This window comes from Prevotella sp. P5-64, from assembly GCF_002251285.1.
GTDB lineage: Bacteria > Bacteroidota > Bacteroidia > Bacteroidales > Bacteroidaceae > Prevotella.
In genome coordinates this window covers 30,953-55,558 of record NZ_NPJK01000010.1, presented here as the reverse complement: position 1 = coordinate 55,558, position 24,606 = coordinate 30,953, and the positions used below count along the sequence as shown (strand labels likewise).

Sequence of the window (24,606 nt, the reverse complement as noted above, 5' to 3'; positions counted from 1 at the left end):
TGATGACAACACTGGATATAGACGAAAGATACATGAAACGCTGTCTGCAACTGGCAGCGTGTGGACAACAGAACGCCAAGCCTAACCCCATGGTGGGCGCGGTGCTCGTGGCCGACGACCGCATCATCGGCGAAGGTTACCACGTGCGTTGCGGCGAGGGCCATGCCGAAGTCAACTGCTTTGCATCGGTCAAGCCCGAAGACGAAGGGCTCCTCGGCCGCGCCACACTCTATGTCAGCCTGGAGCCATGCTCCCACTACGGGCGTACTCCTCCCTGCGCCGACCTCATCGTGGCCAAGGGCGTCAAGCGCGTTGTGGTGGGCTGCATCGACCCTTTCGCCCGTGTGAGCGGACGTGGCATCCAGCGTCTCCGCGACGCCGGTATCGAGGTCAGAGTGGGTGTGCTCGAGCGCGAATGTCGTTGGCTCAACCGTCGCTTTATCACTATGCACACCCATCATCGTCCCTACATCATCCTGAAGTGGGCGCAGACTGCCGATGGCTTCCTCGACGACCACTACCAGCCCACGATGATATCCAACGCCATGACCCAGATGGTCTCGCACCGTCTGCGGGCAGAGAGCGATGCCATCCTCGTGGGCAGGGTGACTGCCGAGCGCGACAAGCCACAGCTCAATGTGCGCCACTGGGTTGGTCCGGCGCCCGAGCGGATTGTCTTGAGTCACAGCACGACTATCGACGCTATTCTGGAGCGTCTCTACACCGAGCAGCGGCAGAGCCTCATCGTGGAAGGGGGTGCCTCTACGCTCAAGTCATTCATAGACCGCGACCTCTGGGATGAACTGCGAGTAGAGACGGGTACTGCGGTGGTAGGCGAAGGCACCAAGGCACCACAGGTGCCAGCCACGGCACGGCTCAACACCAACCGCATGTATGGCAACAATGACTATCGCATTTACCATAACCATTCACTCCTGAAAATTCATGACCGATAGACAAACAACAATGACTATCGCATTTACCATAACCATTCACTCCTGAAACTCCATGACCAATAGATATACACGACGGCTGGACGGCGACGACGAGATGCGGCGCCGCGAACTCATAGACAAGATAGAGCGCGCGCTGAGCCAGCGGAGCGTAGCCGAACTTGAAGCTATCTCCTACGACCTTTTCACCAAGGGGTATCTGGAGGATTAGGCGACTCACGCCATGATACACACTACGCCCTGAAGGGATGAGAGCAGAGCCAAACGGCTGCTTCGGTCCCTTCAGGGCGTAGTGTATATGGATAATCGGTGTTCCGGAGGGCATCGCCTCTGACTCTGCGCCAGAGGCGGGTATCCCTACGGAGATATGGGCTATGCCGGCAGACTTACTGGATGCTTACAGTAGCCTTGGCATGCACGTCCTTCTGATGGAGGGTAACGCTGACGATGCCCTCGGGGCTATAGGTGAAGTCCTTGGTAGCCACACCGTTGACCTTGACAGCGGTAGGACGGCGGTGGGTATAGACCTCGAGCTTATAGGTACGGCTGGTGTACATACCCTTGTACTGACCCTTGACGGGCTGCACGGTGAAGTCGACGCGCTGACCGTTCTGGGCGCAGTCGAAAGTGGTACGAGCCACGGCACCCTTCTCGTAGTCATAGCTCTCGCCATCGTCTTCCATGAGGGTGTAAGAAGACTTGCCCTTGGGGAACACCTTGACGGTGAGGGTATCGATGGGATATTCGCCCACGAAATTCATGTCGCGCTGCATGGGGATGATAGAGCCCTCACGCACGAAGAGCAGACCGGCACGACCTTCAGGGATATCGCGCTTCACGGTGCGTCCACCCTGTACGCGTTCACCATTCCAGAAGTCGGTCCATTCGCCCTTGGGCAGATAAACCTCATTGCTGAATATTCCTACGAGGAAGTTCTTGCCAAACATATACTGATAGCAAGCATCGTCGACATTGCGGTCGGCAGGGAACTCGAGCGGCATCGACCTTACAATAGGCATACCAGTCTGCGCACCCTCGATGGCGGCAGTGTAGATGTAAGGCAGCAGACGGTAGCGCAGCTGCACATAATACTTGTAGATAGCCTTGTCATGGGTAGAGAAGTAGAAGGGCTGCAGGAGCGAGTACCAACTGTTAATCTGTACCCAGGGGAGGAAGAGACCGAAGTGCAGACTCTGCATCTCCTGCTCCTTGGGCACTGACATCACGTCGCACGATGTGTTGAGGAAGCCGCTCATACCCAGGTTGAGCTGGTCGAAGAGCGCAGTCTTGCCGCCACCATTGTCGCCGCTGGTCGATGCTCCCCAGTGCTGGGTACCAGCCCATCCGGCGGTGTAGTGATGCCAGTTGCGTCGGCCGGTATGGTCGCGCATCATCACCTCCATCTGCTTGGGCAGCAGTATCTGGTTGAGGTTGTGCATCACCTTGTCAGTGTAACCGTTGTAGTAGTCGCGTGTGGGATGCTCATCGATAGTACGGGCGGGGTCCATCTTGAAGCCGCGCACACCATTGTCTACAAAGTTGCGCAGGTGGTCCATCCAGTGCTCCTTGCCGCTTTCGGGCTTGCCGGCAGCCTTTGCCAGCGCGTCCTCTTCGGCGATACTCAGGTCGTATTCCTCACAGAGCCAGAGGCCGAGCTTGAAGCCCATGTTCTTGAGGCGTCCGACGAGCAGGCGATGGTTTTCCTTCTTCGGGTATTTGCATGAGTCCCAGTAAGCCTCTGCCGAGAAGAGCTTGTAGTTCCACTTCTTCTTCGTAGAGAAGTCGTATCGCTTCTCCATCCACTGGGGTTCGAGCCAGAGCAGGTCGCAAGGCACCTCCATACGACGGAACTCGACGGCGTCGCGCAGGATGTCAAACTGGTTTTCGAGCATGTTGGGACCGAAGCAGAGACCGTAGGCCCACTTGGGCTGCAGGTAAGGACGGCCGGTGATGAGGGTGTAGGCGTCGATGATGGCGGGCATATCCTTGCCAAGCATCAGGTAGAAGTCGGCTTCGTCGGTGGTGTTGTAGACCGACATGATGTCCTTCTGGTGACGGCCGATGTCGAAGAAGTGCTTCAGTGTGGTGTTGTTGAAGACACCCCAGCCGTTGCTGCTGATGAGCATGGGCTGTGGTATCTCGGTGTGCTGGTATGTTGTCCACATACGCAGCAACTCTCCTCGGTGCTGGATGTGCTCGCGGCTGGTGCTGCCACCGCCGTAGAAGCGCTCTCCCTCACGCAGGGTGAAGTTGATGATGCTGCACTTCTTGTATTCGCCGGTCTCGGCAGTATCCTTGGCGGCAGCCGAGGTCTTGACGTCGCCGATAATACCATTGTTCTTTGCCACCTTCATGTCGGCAAACTTCACATTGATGTCTTTGCCCAGCGAGGCGAGCAGCGGGTCGGTGCCCTTGAGGTAGTTGACGCGGTCCACTATCTTCTTGCCCGACTTGTCGGCTACGCTGATAGAGCCGTCCTTCTTGTCGATGGTCAGGGAGTAGAGTCCGGTGGTGATAGTCATCACTCCACCCTTGTCGGTGGTATTGCAGTCGACGCGCTGCCAGTCTTTCTTCTGCACATTGTAGCGCAGCATGAGATTTTCGGCATACTTGTCACGAGGCGAGAAGCGTACGCGGAAGATGCCGTCCGTACATACCTGTACGTTCATGTGCATCTTGTTCTTCAGCTTTACCTCGTACTCGGTGGTGTTCTGCGCCATCATGGGGATGGCTGTCAGCAACAGCAGGAAGATAAACAGTTTTTTCATGATTTGTAGCATTGTGATTGTTTCTGCCACAAAGATACTGATAATTATCAAGATAGGCCGTATCGGAATGGACAAAAAAAAGGCGCAGAGCATTTTTTATGGTTTTTTGGGCCAACCTCTCGGTTTTTGCACAGGTCGACGGGAACGAAAAAAGGCTTGCCTCCTTAGCGGAGACAAGCCCAGAGACTACATTGGGTATGACGAAGGTTATAGGTCGTCGCCTGTGTACTGGCCCACGAAGAAGATGGCTCCCGTGGGGCGATGGGTAATCATGTAGATGAAGGGGCGGTCGGCGTGGAAGTTGACGAACCAGGGCTCCTGATCCTCCAGCGCGGTGGTGCGCACCATCACCGAGGTCACGGCGGCAGCCTTGGTGCCCTCTTCGCTCACCTCGATTTTGGCTTTCTGCAGCATGCCCGAGATGTAGATGGGCTGGGCGGTCATCTGGCTGAAGTCTGCCTGGCCGGGGGTAAACATGGTGGCAGCGCCGAGCTGTGCCATAGGCTCGTTGAGCCGGGTCTCGGTGGCTATGGTGAAGCGTGGCAGCTTCAGGTCTACCCTGCACTCTTCGGCAGCGCGCCAGATGCTGTCCATGACGCTGGCGTCGAGAGAGTTCATCACCTCGGTCACCGACTTGCCCTCATAGGGCAGCATTACGGTCATCGTGAAGTTGCCGTTGCCATAGGGCAGCACCACTGCACCATATCCCTGCATGCGTGCATAGTACATCCTGCCCTCTCGGTGCATCATCGGTGCCCGCTTGATGTCGCGGGTATAGCCGTGGAAAGGCTCTACGCGGGTGTCGGCTTTATCAAACTTGTCGGCCCAGGTACCGTTGAAGTAGATGGCATTCATCAGCACAGCCACATCATCGGCGCTGAGCTGGTCGATGATGCGCGGTATCATGCCGTGGGTCTGTCGCTGACACCAGCCGTTAAGATAGTCTACCGTCGAAGCCTTGCCAAAGTCGCGGCTGGTCACCTCGGCGTCGTAGAAGTTCTTCATCTTGGTCACATAGTCGGGGTTGAGACTCGCCTGCCGGTCTACGGCGATGCAGTTGGCCACATTGATGCGGGTCTGGCTGTCCAGACGCGACGCCTTGTCAATGAGAGACTTGCAGACCTCGTTGAGCGCATCCATCTGACTGTCGTCTACGCCGAGGGTCTTCATGATTTCGGCACGGGTAGTGCCGTTGGCGCCGTTGGCGAGCATCGCCATGAGATACGACACGCTGATGGGCGAAACCACCTTGGAGTCCATGCCCGCCTGGGTACGCATCAGGTCGAACGCCATGCCGTTGATGCTCCGCAGAGCCGACTGCTGGGCGTCGGAGAGTACGAGATACTCGCTGTCGAGTTTTTCTATTTCCACGATCTTACTTGCGTTCATGTCTGCGTCTTTGGCAGCGGGCTGCTTGCTGGTGGCACACGAGCCGAGGCCGGTCATCACCATGACGGCGGCGGCTATTACATTGGTTGTCTTGTTCATCTTTGTTCGTTTTATTATATATATAATGTATAAGGTGACGAAAGATTGCATGGCGGCGACGATTTTCCCGCTTTTTTCAGTTTTTTTCACGCTTGTTATGTCCTATTTTGGCTTTTCATACGTTATTAGTGTGAAAGGATATGACTACTGAAGACTTCTATCATACGATCATACCGCTGCGCGACGACCTGTTGCGATACGCCGTCAGTCTGACGGCCAGCAGCGACGACGCCGACGACCTGGCCCAGGAGACCCTGCTGCGGCTCTGGGACATGCGCGAGCGTCTCGATGCCGGCGACAACCTCAGGGCGATGGCCGTGACCATGCTGCGCAACAGGTTCTACGACCAGCAGCGCCACGCCAGCCACAGCCGACGGCTCTCTACCGCTGACGACATGGGGCACGAAGACCTGCGGGTCGAGGCGCGCGACCAGATAGGTCTGGTGAGCGACATCATCGACCACCTGCCGCCTCTGCAGCAGCGACTCTTCCGTATGAAGGAGATTGAAGGCTACACCGCCGACGAGATTATGCGCATCACGGGATGCTCGGCAGCCACTCTGCGCAAGAACCTCTCTCGGGCACGTATCGCCATCCGCACCCAGTTTATCCATATCACACGACAAGGAGGTAACAATATATGAACAATCATCAAGACATAACCCGGCTGATAGACCGCTACATGGCAGGCGCCACCACCAACGACGAGGAAGCCCGTCTGCGAGCCTACTTCGCCACAGCCGGCGACATCCCCGCCGAATGGGCGATATACAAGGCGCTCTTCGGCTACGTCGATGGCCAACGGATGGAGGCAGCCCACTCTCTCTCGACTGCCCCCACCGCGCCCCGACACACCGCCCGGCGCCCGGCGCCGATGGTGCGCCGCCTGTGGATAGGGGCAGCAGCGGCGGCAGCCGTAGTGGCGGTGGCAGTGATGGTATGGCCACGCCCCAGCGCCTCTAACTATGCCGTCATCGACGGCAAGGTATGCACCGACCGCAGCGAGGTGAGAGCCGAGGCACTCAGCGCCCTGCAGACCATACAGCTCGAGGACGACGACGATGCCTTTGCGGCTCTCGGCATGATGGAAAGACAATAGAGAACAAACAATACGACTATGGCACAATATCACATAACGACTACAGCCCGGCGCACCCTCATGGCGGTGGCGCTTGCGCTGATGATGCACCTCGCAGCCATCGCCCAGACGGGGCTGAGCGTCAACGAGGTCTTTACGAGGTACGGCCACGCCAAGGGATGCAAGATGGTATCCATGCGCAACGCCACCCTCAAGGGCTACAAGCTCAACATATACAAGAGTCTGGTGTACAAGCACCTTGCCGACGACGTGGCGCCCTATCTGCAGGCCGACCGCAAGCGCGCCAGGAAGATACGCGAGGTGGTCGAAGACGGACTCGTCACCGGCGGATACTACATGATGCAGCCCACAGCCGAAGGTCTGAACCGCTACATACTCTTCAGCAACGGCGCAGGGCAGCGCGGCACGGTCATCTACATCGAGGGGCGCCTCTCGCCCGACGATATCATGACGCTGTGCTACTCCAGAAGAAAATAAGACATAAATACACACGACAATGAATATCAAGCACATCATCGCGGCAGTGGCGCTCATGGCTATGCCTCACTATGCCGCAGCACAACAGAAAGACACCACCATCGTGGTGGGCAACAGACAAATCGTAGTAAGCGGCACCGAGGCCAACACCACCGTCACCGTCTACGGCAAAGACCAGAAGGAGATGAAGAAGGTGTCGGAGACCCGCTTTGTCGACGGCCAGGACATCGAGCAGGTCTACGTGACCTCGCCGTTTATCCCCTCGTCGCTGGGCAAGAAGAAGGGGCGCATCGTCAACAACTACCCGTGGCTCTACTTCGGCTACAATCTCCTGGGCAGCAGCGCCATGTCGCTGAGCAGTGGCGACAATCTGCCCACACGCGACGCCAAGTCGTGGGAATGGGGCATCACGCTCACCAGCGTGGGCTTCCGCGTGCACCAGAACCTGGCTTTGACCTCGTCGCTGTCAGTGGGACAAGTCTTCAACCACCTCAAGGGCAACACCGTGCTTGCCACCAGCGACGGCAAGACCTCGTTTGCCACCCGCCCCGATGACGAAAACGTGGAGAAGAGTTATCTCATGTACGACTTTGTGCGGTTGCCCATGATGCTGGAATGGCAGAAGCGGCTCGGTCTTAATGCCTTCGTGGCCGTGGGACCATCGCTCGAACTGCGCTGGCACGAGCGGTCGCGCTATGTGGTCAATGGCGACAAGCGCACATCGGCTTCAGACATCAATCTCAATCCCGTGGGACTGAGCCTCGACCTGCGCGCCGGCTACGGAGCCATAGTCGTCTACACCCGCACGGCGCTCACCCCGCTGCTCAAGACCGCCAACGCCCCCAAGTGCTATCCCGTGTCGATAGGAATGGGCATCCGTTTCTGACGCGGGCACGAAGCCAAGGCCAGTGTGGGCCACAGCGCTCGCCGTCACCACATTTGGCGACACCGGAGGCATCGTCGGCGGCTCGTAACGGAAGTCACGAGACCACGTATCAATAGGCACGAAGCCACGTAACAATAGGCACGAGGGCTCGTATCAATAGGCACGAGCCGACGATGATAATCAGCAGAGTGCTGGAGATGGTCAGAAAATTGCTGGAGGTCATCAGCAGAGTGCTGGAGATGGTCAGAAAATTGCCGGAGGTCATCAGCAGAGTGCTGGAGTAATCCATATTGAACAATACGCATACCGCAACAGAAAGACCGACGGTCGGCAGCCCTGTATATAGGGTCGCCGGCCGTCGGTCTTGATCCGATAGAGAGGCGGAGTCAATCCACCTTGCTGAATTCGTCTTTGCCTACACCGCAGAGAGGGCAGAGCCAGTCTTCGGGCAGGTCTTCAAATGCTGTACCTGGTTCGATGCCATTGTCGGGATCGCCTACGGCGGGGGCGTAGATGTATCCGCAGACATCACATACATACTTGTCCATATTCATTATAGTTTTAAGGGTTCTGACCGGAACCATTTCCGGCCAGTCTTGGGGTTATTTCTCTCTGTTGTCGGTGGGGACGACAAGGGGGTTGATGATTTTGACCGACTCCTTGGCGATGACGGTGGGCGCCATGAATATGCGCGACTGCAACTGCTTCCCCTCGTTGATGCAGTTGATCATCATCTTGACGGCAGCCAGCGCCATGTGCTCAGTGGGCTGTGCCACGCGCGTGATGGGCGGGTTCATGTAGTCGAGGAAGACGCTGTCGTCGAAGGAGATTACCGAGATGTCGTTGGGGATGTCCATGTTCTGCTCGCGGAGCGCCTTGATGGTGCCCAACAGGATATTGGTGCTCATGGCAAAGATGGCTGTGGGCACGCGGGGACCTATGAGCGCCACCTTGGTCTCGGTATATCCGTTCTGGATGGAAAACTCGTTGCCCAGCATCTGCAGGCGCACGGGCTGTCCGAAGTCTATCACCGCCTTGCGACATCCCTTGACTCTCTCCTGGGTAGTCACGGCTGTCTCTGGACCGCGTATGCAGAGGATGTCACGGTGGCCGGCGTTGAGGAGCGTCATCATGGCGTCGTAGGCACCCTTGTAGTTGTTGGTCGAGACATAGGGCAGGAAGGAGTCTCTGAAATATCGGTCGATGAGGATTACGGGTATGTTCTTGCTGATGATTTCGAGCAGGTCGGGCGTCTCGGAGCATGGGGCGATGATGATGCCGTTGACCTCGTACTCTACCATCGCCGAGATGCACTTCTTCTCGATGTTGGCGTCTTCCTGGGTGTCAAAGAGCATGACGCTATAGTTGTTCTTCTTGGCCTCGATGGTGATGGTCGACACCAGTTGGGCAAAGAAGAGATTGCTGAGAAACGGTACGGCAATTCCGAGCGTTCGGCCCTCGGACTTGCGCAAAAATTGCGCAACGAGATTTGGCCGATAATTGAGCTCCTTGGCAGCCTGAATTATCTGCTGGCACGTCTCGTCATTGATGCGGAATTCCTTGCCTTTTCCGTTGAGTACCCGAGAAATAGTGGTTTTCGAGTATCCGGTTATCCGGGACAGGTCTTCCAATGTTTCTTTTTTCATGAGCCTTATAGACGTTGTGGTTTTGACTGCCCAAAGATACGCTTTTTTTGCCTCTTGCGAAAAAATAGCCATAATTATTTTGCGCTTGGTTAATTTTTTTTTACTTTAGCACTGTCAATTTGCAAATTATAACCAGGTTTACCATGATAATGAAAGAAAACAAAAAAATTCTCGTCGTGGGCAGTGCCAACACGGACTTAGTGATTTCAGCCGACCACTTCCCACTACCTGGCGAGACTATGTTTGGCCATGGATTTATGACCAATCATGGCGGTAAAGGTGCCAACCAGGCTGTAGCCGCAGCCCGCTTGGGTGGAGACACCGCATTTATAGGTAAGGTGGGCGACGACCAGTTTGGCAACTCCACCATTGACATGCTGCGAGGCGAGGGCATCGACGTATCGGCACTCAAGGTGACTGCCGAGGCACCCTCGGGAGTGGCCATCATCACCACCATCGACTCAGGTGAAAACAACATTGTGCTCGACTCGGGCGCCAATGCCTGTCTGACCGCTGCTGATGTGCGCGAGGCCGAGGCGCTGTTTGCCGATGCCAGCATCGTGCTGATGCAGCTGGAGACCCCTGTCGAGGCGCTCGTCGAGGCTGCCGCGCTGGGCAAGAAGGCGGGAGCCTATGTGGTGCTCAATCCGGCTCCGGCTCCCAAGGAACCGCTGCCCGAGGCTCTGCTGAAGAATGTGGACCTGCTCATCCCCAACGAGACCGAAGCCTCTTACATCGCGGGCATCGAGGTCAAGGGCGAAGATGACATCCCCGCCGCTATGGACGAGATACAGAAGCTGGGCGTCAAGGACGTCATCATCACCGTGGGCAGCAAGGGCGTGTGTGCCCGTCTCGACGGCGAGCTCATCCGTGTGCCTGCCTTCAAGGTGAAGGCTGTCGACACCACCGCTGCCGGCGACACCTTCTGTGGTGCGCTCTGTGTGGCTCTGTCGCAGGGTAAGTCGCTGCCCGATGCCATCCTCTTCGGCAACAAGGCCGCATCCATCTCTGTGACCCGTCGTGGCGCCCAGATGTCTATGCCTCATCTCGACGAAGTGGAACTCTAATCAGTCAATCGCGCAATTATTAACAATCTAAATCTTATACAAATATGTTTATAGTAAGCAGTTATGCAGTAGCCCTGGTGCTCTGCGTCGTTACGATGCTCTGTTGGGGCTCGTGGGGTAACACCCAGAAACTTGCCGGCAAGACCTGGCGTTACGAACTCTTCTACTGGGACTATGTCATCGGTATTCTGCTCTTCTCTCTCCTTATCGGCTTCACTCTGGGTAGCTTTGGTGAGGGTGGCCGCAGCTTTGTCGACGACCTGAAGCAGGTATCTTCGGCCAGCGTGCTCTCTGCCGTTGCCGGTGGTATCATCTTCAACCTGTCCAATATCCTTCTCTCGGCTTCTACCTCGCTTGCCGGCCTGTCTATCGCCTTCCCCGTGGGTTGCGGTCTGGCTCTGGTGCTGGGTGTAGTCAACAACTACCTCTTCGTAGGTGGTGACCAGGGCGACCCCGTGCTCATCTTCTCGGGTGTGGCTCTCGTTATGGTAGCCCTGATACTCAACGGCGTAGCTGCTGCCAAGAAGGGCAACGGCGAAGCAACCAAGGAGACTGGCAATGCGGCTTCGACAGCCAAGAAGGGCGTGGTGCTCGCCATCATCGCCGGCGTGCTGATGTCTACCTTCTATGCACTCGTGGCTCGCGCTATGGACGTGACCAACTTTGAGAACCCCGCCGAGGGTCTGGCTACTCCCTATACCGCGTTTTTCCTCTTCGCAGTGGGTATCTTTGTGAGCAACTTCCTCTTCAACACCATCGTGATGAAGAAGCCTTTCGAGGGCGAGCCTGTAGGTTATGACACCTACTTCAAGGGCAAGCTGTCGACCCACATGGTAGGTGTGCTCGGCGGTTGCGTTTGGGGCCTGGGTACTGTGCTCAGCTATATCGCCAGTGGCAAGATAGGTGCCTCTATCTCTTACGCTCTCGGCCAGGGCGCTCCTATGATTGCCGCTCTCTGGGGCGTATTTATCTGGAAGGAGTTCAAGGGCAGCAAGAGCATCGTCAACATCCTGCTCTCTCTCATGTTCGTGCTCTTCATCGTGGGTCTGGGCATGATAGCCGTAGCCAAGTCATAAACTAAACACATTAATATATAACGCATGAAAACAATGAAAGTCTGCACCCTCGCATTTGCGTCGCTTCTCGCTGTCGCAGCATCGGCAAAGACCGTAACCATGACCCGTGCCACCCTGCAGGACAAAATCAAGGGTGGCTGGGCAGGACAGACCATAGGCTGCGCCTTTGGTGGTCCGACAGAGTTCAAGTACAACGGAAAGATAATCCCCGACGAGACCAAGATAGTATGGGACGACACCCGGGTGAAACACTACTTCGACACGTTCCCCGGTCTGTATGACGACATCTACATGGACCTCACCTTCGTAGAGGTATTTGAGAAGAAGGGGCTGGACGCTCCCATCAGCGAGTTTGCCCACGCCTTCGCCAATGCCAAATACCCCTTGTGGCACGCCAACCAGAGCGCCCGCTACAATATCCTGCAGGGTATGGAGTCTCCCGCCTCGGGCCACTGGAAGAACAATCCTCATGCCGACGACATCGACTTCCAGATTGAGGCCGACTATGCCGGCCTGATGGCTCCCGGTATGCCCCAGGCAGCCGCACACTACAGCGACGCCATCGGCCACATGATGTGCTATGGTGACGGCTGGTACGGCGGTGTCTATGTAGCTACCATGTACTCGCTGGCGTTTCTCTCCAACGATGTCAACTACATCGTGACCGAAGCCCTCAAGTCTATCCCCGAGCAGTCTACCTTCTACCAGTGCCAGGCCGACGTCATCGCCGGTTTCAAGGCTGGCAAGGACTGGAAGACCCTCTGGCACGAGATGCAGAAGAAGTGGGGAACCACCGATCTCTGCCCCGACGGTGTCAAGGCCGCCTTCAACATCGACGCCAAGATCAACTGCGCCTATGTCATCATGGGTCTGCTCTATGGCGGCGGTGACTATACCAAGACTATGGAAGTGTCGACACGCTGCGGACAGGACTCAGACTGCAACCCCTCGACCGCAGGCGGCATCCTGGGCACCATGCTGGGCTACAGCAACATCCCCGACTACTGGAAAAACTCTCTCAAGTCTGTAGAGGACATCCCCTTCATCTACACCGACATCTCACTGAACAAGGTGTATGAGCTGGGCATGAAGCACGCGCTCCAGGTGATAGCCAAGAATGGCGGCAAGGTGACAGCCAAAGCTGTGAAGATCAAGGCACAGCCCATCAAGACCGTACGCTTGGAGCAGTCGTTTGAGGGCATGGAGTTTGTACGCAAGATAGGACTCGGCAACAAGGGCATCGACAAGGTAGGCGCCATCAAGTTCAACGGCTGTGGCATCGTCATCCGCGGTCATCTGCGCACCAAGGACCCCAACTACGTGGGCGAGGTGGAGATAACCATCGACGGCAAGAAGATGCCTATCGTCAAGCTGCCTGGCAACAACCACGCACGCTCTAACGACCTCTACTGGAACTTTGACCTTGAGGACGGCGACCACGTGCTCACCATGAAGCGTCTCAACCCCGAAGACAACGTGGAGAGCAATGTATACAGCTATCTCACTTTCAAGAAGAAGGCTAAGTAGTTTTTATCTTAATATTTCCCAAAGACGGGGTGTGATGCTCTATCCTGATGAGAGGGGCGTTACATTCCGTCTTTTCATTTCAGACGACATCCTTAATAGCACCAATTATGACAAACAGAATGAGAATAGCGCTCATCGCCCTGATGACGGCTGTGGCCGTGGGGGCAGGGGCCAAGACCGTGACGCTGAGCCGCTCGGCCCTGACAGACAAAATCAGGGGCGGATGGGCAGGCAAGACCATCGGCGTAGCCTATGGCGGACCCACAGAGTTCAAATATCCCGGCCGCATGATTCCCGACTCGGTGGCCATAGCCTGGAACGACACCCTGGTGCGCCACTACTTCGACACGTTCCCCGGACTGTATGACGACATCTACATGGACCTGACCTTTGTGGAGGTCTATGAACGGCTGGGGCTCAACGCACCCACCTCGGCGTTTGCCCATGCCTTCGCCCATGCGGGCTATCCCCTCTGGGCTGCCAACCAGGGCGCACGCTACAACATCCTGCAGGGTATGGAGCCTCCGGCTACGGGCTACTGGAAGAACAATCCCCATGCCGACGACATAGACTTCCAGATCGAGGCCGACTATGCCGGACTGATGGCGCCGGGCATGCCCCAGGCTGCCGCCTACTACACCGACAGCATAGGGCACATCATGAGCTACGGCGACGGATGGTATGGCGGCGTGTATGTGGCAACGATGTTCTCGCTGGCATTCATCTCCAACGATGTAGACTACATCGTGACCGAGGCGCTCAAGGCCATCCCCGAACAATCGTACTACCACAAGTTCATGAGCGACGTGATAAAACTCTGCAGGACCAACGCCGACTGGCGCGACACATGGCGCGAGATAGAAAACACGTATGGCCGCCACAAGGCTTGCCCCGACAACTTCAGGGGCAAGGCCAGCATAGACGCCACCGTAAACAGCGCATACGTCATCATGGGTCTGCTCTACGGCAAGGGCGACTTCGGGCGCACTATCGACATATCTACCCGCTGCGGACAGGACTCTGACTGCAACCCATCGACCGCCGGCGGCATCCTGGGTACCATGCTGGGCTACAGCAATATCCCCGACAACTGGAAACGCTGCATAGACCTCGTCGAAGACCGTCCGTTCGAGTACACCGACATCTCGCTGCGACGCGCCACCGAACTCTCGACCCGCCATGCGCTAAAGGTGATAGCCCTCAACGGGGGCAAAACGACCGCCAAGACGGTGAAGATAAAGACCCAAGGGGTGAAGCCCGTGCGCCTGGAGCAATCGTTTGAGGGCATGCAGGCCGTGGGCAAGCGCGGACTGGGCAACAAGCCCATCGACCGTGTGGGCGCCATACGCTTCAACGGCAACGGCGTGGTGGTGCGTGGCGAACTCACTGCCGACGACCAGGACTATGTGGGTCTGGTCGAAGTGACGCTCGACGGCAAGGTAGTGAAGACCGTCAAGATGCCTGCCTCGAAGCACAGTCGTGCCAACGAAATCTACTGCAACTTTGACCTCGAGGACGGCGACCACACCATCACGCTGCGCCGCGTAAACCCGCAAGACAACGTGAAAAGCCGCGTCTACGGCATCGTGGTCTACAAGAAGAAATAGGCCGCCTGCGGCATCGGTCGCAATGCCCGATGCCGCAGGGCGGCTCTTGTGGCCCGCAGCCATAAACAGCAGCTGGTCAGTAGGCCGAAAAGAGCAACTGTGCAGAATGATAAATCGCCCGCCGATGGCGGACGATTTACAAACAGCGGACTATAAGGAGGCGCTGCCATTCTGCTCTTCTGGATAGACCACAAACAGCACTGGCAAACAAACAAAAGCTACGCCCTGAATGGGGAAAGGCAGTGACAGAGACTGCTCTCTTCCCATTCAGGGCGTAATCTATGGTGGACTATACGGCGAGGGGCGACGGGGATGGCGCGGCTCTCGCCGTAGGGGGCGCGACGGCGCAAGGAGGGAGGATTAGTCCTCCATCAGCTTGCGATAGCGGCCCTTCTTGATTTCCTCGTTGCCGAGACGGCGTGCCTTGTTGATCTCGTAATCGGAGTAGCTGCCCTCGAAGTAGAACACTTCGCCATTGCCCTCGAAAGCGAGGATGTGGGTACAGATACGGTCGAGGAACCAGCGGTCGTGGCTGATGACCACGGCGCAACCGGCGAAACTCTCGAGACCTTCCTCGAGGGCACGCAGGGTGTTGACATCGATGTCATTGGTAGGCTCGTCGAGGAGCAGCACGTTGCCCTCCTGCTTGAGCGCCATAGCGAGCTGCAGACGGTTGCGCTCACCGCCGGAGAGGGTTCCGCAGAGCTTGCTCTGGTCGGTTCCGGAGAAGTTGAAGCGCGAGATATAGGCACGGGCGTTGACATCGCGGCCTCCCATGCGGATGGTCTCGTTGCCCTGGGCTATGGTGTCGTATACGCTCTTGCTGGGGTCGATGTCCTTGTGCTGCTGGTCTACATAGGCGAGCTTGACGGTCTCGCCCACCTCAAAGGTACCGCTGTCGACCTGCTCCAGTCCCATGATGAGACGGAAGAGGGTGGTCTTACCGGCGCCGTTGGGGCCGATGACGCCCACGATGCCGTTAGGAGGCAGCATGAAGTTGAGGTCGGAGAAGAGCACCTTGTCGCCAAAGGCCTTGCTGACATGCTGTGCCTCGATGACCTTGTTGCCGAGGCGGGGTCCGTTGGGGATGAAGATTTCGAGTTTCTCCTCGCGCTCCTTCTGCTCTTCGCCCAGCATCTGCTCGTAGGCGTTGAGACGGGCCTTACCCTTGGCCTGACGCGCCTTGGGAGCCATGTGTGCCCATTCGAGCTCGCGCTCGAGAGCCTTGCGTCGCTTGGAGGCCTGCTTCTCTTCCTGCATCATACGCTTGGTCTTCTGGTCGAGCCATGAAGAGTAGTTGCCGTGCCATGGGATGCCCTCGCCACGGTCGAGCTCGAGTATCCACTCGCTCACGTCGTCGAGGAAGTAGCGGTCGTGGGTCACGGCGATGACTGTGCCTTCATACTGCTGCAGATGCTGCTCGAGCCAGTCGATGCTCTCGGCGTCGAGGTGGTTGGTGGGCTCGTCGAGGAGCAGCACATCGGGTTTCTGAAGGAGCAGGCGGCAGAGAGCCACGCGGCGGCGCTCACCACCAGAGAGGTTGGTGACGGGCAGGTCGCCAGCCGGACAGCGCAGGGCAGCCATGGCGCGGTCGAGCTTGGAGTCCATATTCCACGCGTCGGTGGCGTCGATGATGTCCTGGACCTCGGCCTGGCGCTGCATGAGTTTGTCCATCTTGTCGGCGTCGCTGTAGTACTCCTCTTCGCCAAACTTGCGGTTGATTTCTTCGTATTCGGCGAGCGCGTCATAGACCTGCTGCACGCCTTCCATCACGTTTTGCTTGACGGTCTTGCTCTCGTTGAGTGGTGGGTCCTGTGGCAGATAGCCCACGCTGTAGCCGGGGCTCCATACCACCTCGCCCTGTGTGGGCTGTTCCAGTCCGGCGATAATCTTCATCAGGGTAGATTTACCGGCGCCATTCAGACCGATGATACCTATCTTGGCACCATAGAAGAATGAAAGGTAAATGTCCTTGAGGATTTGCTTTCGGTTTTGTGGGATAATCTTGGATACTCCCACCATAGAGAAAATAATCTTCTTGTCGTCAACTGTTGCCATAGTTGTATTAAAAAACTTGTATTGGGTTATTGTTATTTCAGGAATGTGGCCACGCGCAGCACGGGGATGCCGAAGTTGAAGTTGTCGCTGCCATTGGTGCCGGCGAAATTGACGGCTACCACGCGGCCGTGGTCATCGACAACGGGCGAGCCGCTGGAACCCTGCATGGCGGGGATGCTGTACATCACGCGGTTGCCATCGGGCTGCTGGGTGACGGTGCCGCTGGTAAACTGGGCACTGATGCCGCTGGTGGTCTGGGCAAGGGTCACACCATGGTTGTAGCCTATCATGTAGAGGGGTTGGTTGATTTCGAGCTTGTCGCCCACCTTGATGTTGGTCTCGTCGATGGTGAAAATGTACTTCCCATCGGGGGTGACGCCGCGGTCGAGCTGGAGCAGAGCGAGGTCGGAGTTGGCGTCTTGGGAGACGCGCTTCAGGGTGCAGGGCGTCTTCATGAAGTCGTCCCACGAAGCCACGCTGCTGCCATCATAGGCAATGCCGAACTGGGAGTGGAGCTTGACATCGAAGTTGTAGTTCAGGATATTCTCCTGGAGCTGCTGCTTGATTTCCTGTGCCTGCCGGTACTGCTCCTTGAGGCTCTCGAGCTCGGAGTTGATGGTGAAATACTCTTCCTGGCTCATGCTGGTGTAGCTGTTGCCGTCGTAGTCGGTGTAGACCTTGTCCTGGGCGTAGGCCTGGAGCGCCTGGTAACGCTGGTTCATCGAGTCTTGAAGCACCTCGATATACTGGGCATAGCCCATGATGATGGCGTTCATGTTCTTGCGCACAGTGGCCTTGTCGACCTCGGGCGCCACCACGTGGCGGTTGGTCAGGATGCTGCCCTTGTTGTCGATGAAGAACCCGGTGCCGTTGAGCACGCCGGCGTTCTGCCTTATCTCGCTGAGGTCGGCGGTGAGGTTGCTGAAATCGCCATCCTCGTCGAGGCCAGAGAAGTAGAAATGGGTGTCGTTGAGCGTAATCTCGTAGTAGAACTTATTGCAGATGAGCACTACGCCCGACTTCTGCTCGCTGAAGATTTGCTGGGGCGTCTTCTTGCATCCCGTGACGAGGCACATCATGCCTATCAACGCAATCAGATAGTGGTAGTATTTCATATTGTCGTATGGTTGTTGTCGTATTTGGGCTTTATGGCTTGACCGTCGCTGTCGCCGTGGAGGTAATGATATCCATAGGAAACGGCTAAACCTATTCAAAATTAGTCAAAAAAAACGATGTAATGGCTATGAATGGTCTAAAAAATGCGTTTTTGCCGCAAAAATAATCTTTCTCCATACTTTTGGACCCACAGGGGCTGTCGCGCCACCGATGTGACTGCACACGGAGGCAGCGCAGAGCGTCGCCAAGGACATGGGAGGGGGCTAAAGGCATCAGCAAAAGTCCCCTACTCCACCTTTATATATATACGCGTGCGTGCGCGAGGGGGCGGCGGAAGGTGGCTGAGCCGCATCTGCGACCTGCGGGAGGCGGGCGGGGCATGGCGGCGGACAAAGAAAAAGCCGCAACACCTGTTGGCAAGTGTTGCGGCTCGTATAGAGATTGGTGATTATGCTTTATTCAGGGTCTGCTTCAATGCGGCGGTCACGAATCTTGCGTCCCAGTGTGAGGTAAGCGATAGGTGATGCGATGAAGATAGACGACAGAGTTCCGAATACAACACCCAGAGTCATGGCGAAGGCGAAGGGCTGGATGCTCTTACCGCCGAGGAACAGAATACACAGCAACACAATCAGTGTAGAAACAGAGGTGTTGATGGTACGGGCCAGAGTCTGGTTGATAGAGTTGTTGAACAGTATCTGGTAGTCCTGCTTGGGGTGCAGCTTCAGGTTCTCACGGATACGGTCGAATACTACCACCTTATCGTTGATAGAGTAACCGATAACCGTAAGCACAGCACCGATGAAGGTCTGGTCGACCTCGAGCGAGAAGGGCAGCATCCCCTTGAGCACAGAGAACAGGCCGATAACGGTGAGGGCGTCGAACGCCAGCGCAACGGTAGAACCTACAGAGAAGGCGAGGTTGCGGAAGCGGAGCAGGATGTAGAGGAAGATAGCGACAAGGGCGATACCCACGCTGATGAAAGCGCCATTGGTAACATCCTTGGCTACCGAAGGACCTACCTTAGAAGAACTGATGATAGAACCACCCTGACGGATGTCGGGGTTCTTGAAGTCCTTGACAGAAGTCTGGCTTACCAGACCGTTAGCCTTCAGTGTCTTGTAGAGCATGGTCTCAGCCTCGTCGTCCACGGTGGGGCTGTTAGACTCTATCTTATAGTTGGTAGAGATACGGATAGTCTTGTTGTCGGTACCCAGAGAGAGGGCGCTGTTGGTGCAGCCAGGGAAGGCCTGGTCGAGGATTTCGCGAACCTGCTCGGGCTCGATAGACTTCTCAAACTGTACCACGTAGTTGCGACCACCGGTGAAGTCGATGCTCTTGTCGAGACCGCGTACACCAAGGCTGGCACCAAAGATTACCACTGCTGCACCTGCGATGATGAAGGTGAGCTTGTACATAGACATGAACTTGAAGTTGGTGCCCTGTACGAGGTTCTTGGAGATAGGAGTCCAGAACTTGAGGCTTGTCCACTTGTCGTGGTTGAGCTGACGCTCGTAAACCAGACGTGTCAGGAAGACAGCGGTGAAGAACGAGCAGAAGATACCGATAATCCATGTGGTGGCGAAGCCCTGGATAGGACCTGTACCGAAGGCCAGCAGGATGACACCGGTAATCAATGAAGTCAAGTTAGAGTCGAAGATAGCGCTGAAGGCGTTGCTGTAACCTGCCTTGATGGCTTCCTTCATCATCTTGCCGGCGCGCAGCTCTTCCTTGATACGCTCATAGATGAGCACGTTGGCGTCGACGGCAGTACCCAGTGACAATACCATACCGGCGATACCACTCATGGTGAGCGCAGCCTGGAACGAGGTAAGGATACCGAGGGTGAAGAATACGTTGATGACCAGCGCGCAGTTGGCAATCATACCGGGGATGAAGTTGTACATCATCACCATGTAGACAATCAGCAGCACGAAGGCGATTACGAATGAGATGATACCCTGCTGGATAGACTGGGCACCCAGTGTAGGACCTACCACCTCTTCCTGCACGATGCGGGCGGGAGCGGGCATACGACCAGACTTCAGTGTATTGGCCAAGTCCTTGGTCATCTCTACGGTGAAGTTACCTGAGATTGAAGACTGGCCACCGTCGATTTCAGAGTTTACGCGGGGAGCTGAATAGACGGCGTTGTCAAGCACGATGGCAATGGCCTTGCCTACGTTGGCCTTGGTGAGCGCTGCCCAACGGCGTGCGCCTTCGGGGTTCATCTTCATGCTCACCTCGGGAGCACCGGTCATGTGGTTGAACTCGTCGCTGGCGTCGGTTACCACGTCACCCTCGAGAGGAGCGCGACCACTGGTAGATGTCACCTTGATGGCGTGGAGCTCAAATACGTTCTTCACCTGCTCGCCGTACATGTCTGTAGGAGTAGCACTCCACAGCAGTTTCACGTCTGAGGGAAGTATCTGCTTGGCTGCAGCAGAGTAGATAATCTTGTCGATGGCTGCGGTATCGCGCACGCTGGCAAAACCAACAAGGCTCAGCTGGCCGTTGCCAGTAGTCTGAAGCATGGCGGTGAGGGGGTGCTGCTTCTTGAGAGCCTCAACCTGTGCCTCGTCGTTGAGCTTGGCAGGCTTCTTGGCGTCGTTGTCCTTGAGCTGGAACTTGGGTTTGTCGGCAGCAGCCTTGGCAGCAGCGTTGTCGGCAGCGGCCTTCTTTTCCTTCACAGCGGTGGTATCGGCGCCATTGTTGGCCAGGTGCTGGTCTATCTGGATGAGGTAGGGCACAATCTCGTCAGAGTTGTAAGTCTCCCAGAACTCCAGGTTGGCGCTACCCTGCAACAGCTTGCGCATACGCTCGGGCTCCTTCACACCAGGCATTTCCACCATGATGCGGCCAGCCTGACCTTCCAGCTTCTGGATGTTGGGCTGTACTACGCCGAACTTATCGATACGGTTGCGCACTACGTTGAATGAGTTGTCGATAGCCAACTGCACCTCGCTGCGCAGTACCTTCTCTACCTCTGAGTCGCTGCTCTGCGGACTTACTTTGCCCTGGAGCTGCTGTGTAGCGAAGATCTCGGCCAGATGATGACCGGGGGCGTTCTTGTGATAAGCCTTGATGAAGAGAGTGATGAAGTCTGACTGACTGGTCTCTTCCTCTGTCCGAGCTTCCTTCATTGACTTGGTGTAGGCTGCGTCTGTCTTGTGGTCAGCCAGGTTGTCTACCACGTCAGGTACTGAAATCTCGAGGATTACGTTCATACCTCCCTTCAAGTCAAGACCAAGGCCAATCTGAGTCTCGAGGCACTTCTGGTAAGAGTAGATGCCGAGGTACTTGACAGAGTCCTTGTAATCTTGCTGGGCAATTGGGTCGTCGAGCTTTGCTGCCTGTGCGTCATAGTAGCGTGTAGCTCCTGAGAATGACAGGTAGAAAATGCTGGCAAGTGTCAGCATGACGGCCGTAAAAATTACGATTCCTTTGTTTTGCATTTTTATTTGATTTTTAAATTGTAATCTTGTTCTTCTGGTCTCCACGGCGTTAGCCGATAGCCCCACTCATCCTTGCTGCACCTAAGCGCAGCCTATCACCTTGCAAAGATAGTTATTTTTTTTACATTATTAAAGAGAATAAACGACTTTTTATATAAAAAGGTGGGATAAAGGCTTGTTCCCGTTGACGCTGTTGGTTTTTCAGTGGTTTTCGGGGTTATTTCCGCCCTTTTTCTTCAGCCATCCCATGATGGGATAATGGTCGCTGGCCTTGATGCTGCGGTCTACGGTGCAACCGTATGGCTCCCAGTCGTCAGAGCAGAAGATGTTGTCTATCCTCACGTAAAATCCCGAGAGATGGTAGCTGATGCCAGGGCCGTTGCCCGACGCCACATAGCAGTCGGTGAGCTCCTTGTCTATCGTGTGGTGGGCATAGGAGAGCGGACTGTCGTTGAAGTCGCCCATGCAGATGATGCTCTGATAGGCGTGCTTGCGGATATAGCGCGCCACAGCCTGTGCCTGCGGAGCGCGCGTACGTGCCGACTCGCCCAGCTGGTCTATCAGTCGTTTGGATTCGGTCTTGACGGTGTGGCTTTCCAGATTGCCCTTGAGCATGTCCTTGAAGTTCTCGCGCTCTTCCAGCGTGAGCCCCGTCGTTTCCAGGTGGTTGCAGATAACCACCACGTCGTCGCCATCGATGTCAAGTAGGAAGGCGCCCGAGAGATTGCCCACCGAGGGATAGTCGATGATCTCCTTGTGGCGTATAGGGAAGCGGCTCAGTATGGCCAGCCCACCCTTGTCCTTGCGCTGCAGGGTGTCGTGATAGGCATACTTGGTGTAGAGCAGCGAGTCTATCTGCGCCTGCACTTCAGCCGAGGCGTTGGCCTCTTGCAGGCACACGATGTCGGCATCGCTGTCGGCGATATACTGCACCACGATATTGGTGCCGTCCACATTCTTGTCGGTGCCGTAGCCCCACACGTTGTACGACATCACCTTGATGGCGCCCTCGGGTGCCGCGCTGGGGATGTTGAAGGGGCAGTAGGTGCGTATGGGCGTGAAGCCTATCACCATTCCCACAAAGGGGATGATGGCGTAGAGGGGCTTGAAGAACAGCCAGAATATGAGGAAAGCGAAATTGAGAAAGAGGAAGACGGGGAAGACCAGCGCTGCATTGGCAAGCCACGGCGACACCGCGGGGTTGATATACCCCGAATATCCCGTGGCCAGCATCGCTACGATGGTTGCCACATTGGCGCCGGCAATCATCTGCAGCATTATCTTGGTTACCGTCTTCGCCATAGTTACTTGCCTAAGTCGAAGAGGCGGTGCTTCTCTTCGGCGGTGAGACTCTCATAGCCGCTCTTCCTGATTTTGTCAAGGATGCGGTCTATCTCTGCCTGGTTGGCTTTCTGCCGCGCGTTGTACTCCCAGTCGGTCTCTCGGCTCGCCTGGTTCTTGGGCCGACGCTGGTAGTGGCTCCTGTCGCGGCTCCACTTGCGGCGCATATTGTCAAACATCTCATGCCCGGTAAATCCGCGCGGGTTGACATAGGGGCGGCGACGCCAGTAGCGTATGAGGATATAGCCGAAGAGCATACCGCCGAGGTGGGCGAGATGCGCCACGCCGTCGTTAGACGAAGCGATGGATGAAATCAGCTCGATGGCAACGCAGATTACCACAAACCACTTGCTCTTGATGGGGAAAGGAATGGGGAAGATGAATATGCGCTCGTTGGGGAACGTCATGCCAAAGGCGAGCATCACCGCATAGATGGCTCCCGAGGCACCCACCGTGGTCAGCAAGTTCAGATAGTCGCGGCTGTTGTAAGCCAAGGCCATCGTGTCGCTCAGCGAGAACTGGGGTATCTGGTCATAAGCCATCATATAGAAGCGCCCGAGCTGCGCCATTTCCTGCAGCAGACCAGCTCCGACGCCACAGAAAATGTAAAAAAACAAGAAACGTTTGGCTCCCCATCTGTATTCGACAGCTGAGCCGAACATCCATAGGGCGAACATATTAAAGAGGATGTGTTCCCAACCTCCGTGCATAAACATATAGGTAAAGAGCTGGTACACGTGGAAATTGCCTGCAAGGAAGAAGTGAAGGCCCAGCACATCGTTGAGGTCAATGCCCCAACCCCTAAGCCCGAGCATAGCCAGGAAGGCTATGAGGTTGATGATTAACAAGTTCTTTGTAATCAGCGGAATATTGCGTATCATACTGTTTCGTTTTCTATTATATATAATTGTGAATATAGTGCTCTTTAGCGTCACAAAATTACGAAAAATATCTGTTATGGCTTCAAAAAGGGGCCTTAAACGTGTTTTTTTATGGAAAAAGTTCACTTTTCTGCTTTTTTTGTTTGTTGATTGAAAACTTTACTCTATATTTGTCACGTAAAAACGATTATTTCTTATAATTTTTAACCATTTAATATCCACATTATGAACAAGACTGAATTGGTTGCAAAGATCGCAGAAGTTGCAGGTCTGAGCAAAGCAGATGCAAAGAAGGCTCTCGACGCTACTGTAGAGGCTGTTAAGGAAGCTCTCGTAGCAGGTGATAACGTACAGCTCGTTGGCTTTGGCACATACTCTGTTACCGAGCGTCCCGCTCGCGAAGGTGTCAACCCCAGAACAGGCGAGAAGCTCGCTATTGCTGCCAAGAAGGTGGTAAAATTCAAGGCTGGCGCAGAGCTTGCTAACGCTGTGAAGTAATAATATTGTAAAAGATTTTTATCATCAATGGTGGCTCCATCCGGAGTCGCCATTTTTTGTTTGGAGAGGGCGTTGCATTAGGTTATCCGTAGCCTGGACAGCAGTGCATGGACAGTTGTAGGTCGTATATACCTCGACAAAGGATTAACGCCTACGGCTAAGCGCAACTCCGACAGAGTTGCCTGATTAGTGTGTCGCTTACCCAGGGTAGCGAGCTTCGCCCGCAACCCTGGGCTGGGAAAACGCAACTCCTACAGAGTTGCCAGGGGTGCGTACCGTCCACGATGGGATAGCCATACATGGTTGTAGGGGCGCACTTCATCGACAGCGGACTAATTATGCATAACTTTTGGGGAGCACTTCATCCACGATGGGATAAACATACATGGCGGTAAAGGCGCACATCATCGCCAACGGACTAAACATGCATAGCCATGGGAGGCGCATCATCAACGATGAATTATGGCCCACAAGCAGCAGCAACTCTGAAGGAGTTGCGATTACATAGCCCAGGGTTGAGGGGCGAAGCACCTCTACCCTGGGTAAGAAACCCACCCTACTTAGCTACTCTGTAAGAGTTGCGATTAGCCGAAGGCGTTACCACGGCAGGAAACAAGGTTTCAATTGCGGGGTTAATCAATTAATAACTGCCTCAATTAGAGG

General features: G+C 55.7%; 21 protein-coding genes. 11 read left to right on the top strand and 10 right to left on the bottom strand.

Annotated elements, in window-relative coordinates:
• Window positions 1-2: 2 nt before the first annotated feature.
• Window positions 3-956, top strand: a complete 954-nt coding sequence (gene ribD / locus CIK87_RS02800) for a bifunctional diaminohydroxyphosphoribosylaminopyrimidine deaminase/5-amino-6-(5-phosphoribosylamino)uracil reductase RibD (RefSeq protein ID WP_094385372.1) — start codon at window positions 3-5, stop codon at window positions 954-956.
• A gap of 52 nt (window positions 957-1,008) precedes the next feature.
• Window positions 1,009-1,164, top strand: coding sequence for a hypothetical protein (locus tag CIK87_RS14465; protein ID WP_022310541.1), 156 nt, complete (start codon window positions 1,009-1,011; stop codon window positions 1,162-1,164).
• 175 nt (window positions 1,165-1,339) lie between these two features.
• Here CIK87_RS14465 and CIK87_RS02795 read toward each other — a convergent pair whose 3' ends face one another.
• Both CIK87_RS02795 and CIK87_RS02790 read right to left on the bottom strand, forming a co-directional pair.
• A complete protein-coding gene (locus CIK87_RS02795; protein WP_094385268.1) occupies window positions 1,340-3,721 on the bottom strand; it encodes a TIM-barrel domain-containing protein in 2,382 nt (793 codons plus the stop codon).
• Between the two features lie 207 nt (window positions 3,722-3,928).
• The gene (locus CIK87_RS02790; RefSeq protein WP_094385266.1) at window positions 3,929-5,209 is read right to left on the bottom strand and encodes a serpin family protein; all 1,281 of its coding nucleotides are present in this window, start codon (window positions 5,207-5,209) and stop codon (window positions 3,929-3,931) included.
• A 140-nt stretch (window positions 5,210-5,349) separates the two neighbouring features.
• Between CIK87_RS02790 and CIK87_RS02785 the strand changes: the two genes are divergently transcribed.
• Genes CIK87_RS02785 through CIK87_RS02770 form a run of 4 tightly spaced genes read left to right on the top strand, consistent with a single transcriptional unit; the run spans window position 5,350 to window position 7,671 of the window.
• Window positions 5,350-5,853, top strand: a complete 504-nt coding sequence (locus tag CIK87_RS02785; protein ID WP_094385264.1) for an RNA polymerase sigma factor — start codon at window positions 5,350-5,352, stop codon at window positions 5,851-5,853.
• The gene (locus tag CIK87_RS02780; protein ID WP_094385262.1) at window positions 5,850-6,308 is read left to right on the top strand and encodes a hypothetical protein; all 459 of its coding nucleotides are present in this window, start codon (window positions 5,850-5,852) and stop codon (window positions 6,306-6,308) included. Before CIK87_RS02785 ends, CIK87_RS02780 begins: the two co-directional genes overlap by 4 nt.
• An 18-nt stretch (window positions 6,309-6,326) precedes the next feature.
• Window positions 6,327-6,785 carry a hypothetical protein gene (locus CIK87_RS02775; protein WP_022310546.1) on the top strand — a complete coding sequence of 153 codons (459 nt, stop codon included), beginning with the start codon at window positions 6,327-6,329 and terminating at the stop codon, window positions 6,783-6,785.
• A 19-nt stretch (window positions 6,786-6,804) separates the two neighbouring features.
• Entirely contained in the window at window positions 6,805-7,671 is an 867-nt protein-coding gene (locus CIK87_RS02770) for a hypothetical protein (protein WP_094385260.1), read from the top strand.
• Between the two features lie 109 nt (window positions 7,672-7,780).
• On the opposite strand, the gene CIK87_RS02765 is transcribed toward CIK87_RS02770, so the two are convergent.
• The 3 genes from CIK87_RS02765 to CIK87_RS02755 form a co-directional block, all read right to left on the bottom strand.
• Window positions 7,781-7,960, bottom strand: a complete 180-nt coding sequence (locus CIK87_RS02765) for a hypothetical protein (protein WP_094385258.1) — start codon at window positions 7,958-7,960, stop codon at window positions 7,781-7,783.
• A 97-nt stretch (window positions 7,961-8,057) separates the two neighbouring features.
• The gene (rd, locus tag CIK87_RS02760; protein ID WP_094385370.1) at window positions 8,058-8,219 is read right to left on the bottom strand and encodes a rubredoxin; all 162 of its coding nucleotides are present in this window, start codon (window positions 8,217-8,219) and stop codon (window positions 8,058-8,060) included.
• 54 nt (window positions 8,220-8,273) lie between these two features.
• Window positions 8,274-9,317: a LacI family DNA-binding transcriptional regulator gene (locus CIK87_RS02755; protein WP_158216183.1), complete on the bottom strand. Its 1,044-nt coding sequence runs from the start codon at window positions 9,315-9,317 to the stop codon at window positions 8,274-8,276.
• A 149-nt stretch (window positions 9,318-9,466) separates the two neighbouring features.
• Between CIK87_RS02755 and rbsK the strand changes: the two genes are divergently transcribed.
• The 4 genes from rbsK to CIK87_RS02735 all read left to right on the top strand — a co-directional run bounded on the left by rbsK (window position 9,467) and on the right by CIK87_RS02735 (window position 14,594).
• Window positions 9,467-10,384, top strand: a complete 918-nt coding sequence (rbsK, locus tag CIK87_RS02750) for a ribokinase (protein ID WP_094385368.1) — start codon at window positions 9,467-9,469, stop codon at window positions 10,382-10,384.
• A 44-nt stretch (window positions 10,385-10,428) separates the two neighbouring features.
• The gene (locus tag CIK87_RS02745) at window positions 10,429-11,460 is read left to right on the top strand and encodes a GRP family sugar transporter (RefSeq protein WP_094385256.1); all 1,032 of its coding nucleotides are present in this window, start codon (window positions 10,429-10,431) and stop codon (window positions 11,458-11,460) included.
• A gap of 24 nt (window positions 11,461-11,484) precedes the next feature.
• Window positions 11,485-12,987: an ADP-ribosylglycohydrolase family protein gene (locus CIK87_RS02740; RefSeq protein ID WP_094385254.1), complete on the top strand. Its 1,503-nt coding sequence runs from the start codon at window positions 11,485-11,487 to the stop codon at window positions 12,985-12,987.
• Window positions 12,988-13,094: 107 nt separating this feature from the next.
• Complete coding sequence (locus CIK87_RS02735; protein WP_094385252.1) at window positions 13,095-14,594, top strand: ADP-ribosylglycohydrolase family protein; 1,500 nt, start codon at window positions 13,095-13,097, stop codon at window positions 14,592-14,594.
• Between the two features lie 360 nt (window positions 14,595-14,954).
• On the opposite strand, the gene ettA is transcribed toward CIK87_RS02735, so the two are convergent.
• The 5 genes from ettA to CIK87_RS02710 form a co-directional block, all read right to left on the bottom strand.
• The gene (gene ettA, locus CIK87_RS02730) at window positions 14,955-16,652 is read right to left on the bottom strand and encodes an energy-dependent translational throttle protein EttA (protein ID WP_094385250.1); all 1,698 of its coding nucleotides are present in this window, start codon (window positions 16,650-16,652) and stop codon (window positions 14,955-14,957) included.
• 32 nt (window positions 16,653-16,684) lie between these two features.
• Entirely contained in the window at window positions 16,685-17,767 is a 1,083-nt protein-coding gene (locus tag CIK87_RS02725; RefSeq protein ID WP_094385248.1) for a trypsin-like peptidase domain-containing protein, read from the bottom strand.
• A gap of 456 nt (window positions 17,768-18,223) precedes the next feature.
• Window positions 18,224-21,223: a protein translocase subunit SecDF gene (gene secDF / locus CIK87_RS02720; RefSeq protein ID WP_094385245.1), complete on the bottom strand. Its 3,000-nt coding sequence runs from the start codon at window positions 21,221-21,223 to the stop codon at window positions 18,224-18,226.
• 201 nt (window positions 21,224-21,424) lie between these two features.
• A complete protein-coding gene (locus tag CIK87_RS02715; RefSeq protein ID WP_094385243.1) occupies window positions 21,425-22,525 on the bottom strand; it encodes an endonuclease/exonuclease/phosphatase family protein in 1,101 nt (366 codons plus the stop codon).
• Window positions 22,526-22,527: 2 nt separating this feature from the next.
• Complete coding sequence (locus CIK87_RS02710; RefSeq protein ID WP_094385366.1) at window positions 22,528-23,442, bottom strand: rhomboid family intramembrane serine protease; 915 nt, start codon at window positions 23,440-23,442, stop codon at window positions 22,528-22,530.
• Window positions 23,443-23,670: 228 nt separating this feature from the next.
• Between CIK87_RS02710 and CIK87_RS02705 the strand changes: the two genes are divergently transcribed.
• Window positions 23,671-23,943 (top strand): HU family DNA-binding protein, encoded by a 273-nt coding sequence (locus tag CIK87_RS02705; protein WP_022310559.1) that lies wholly within the window; start codon window positions 23,671-23,673, stop codon window positions 23,941-23,943.
• The last annotated feature ends 663 nt before the right edge of the window (window positions 23,944-24,606 follow it).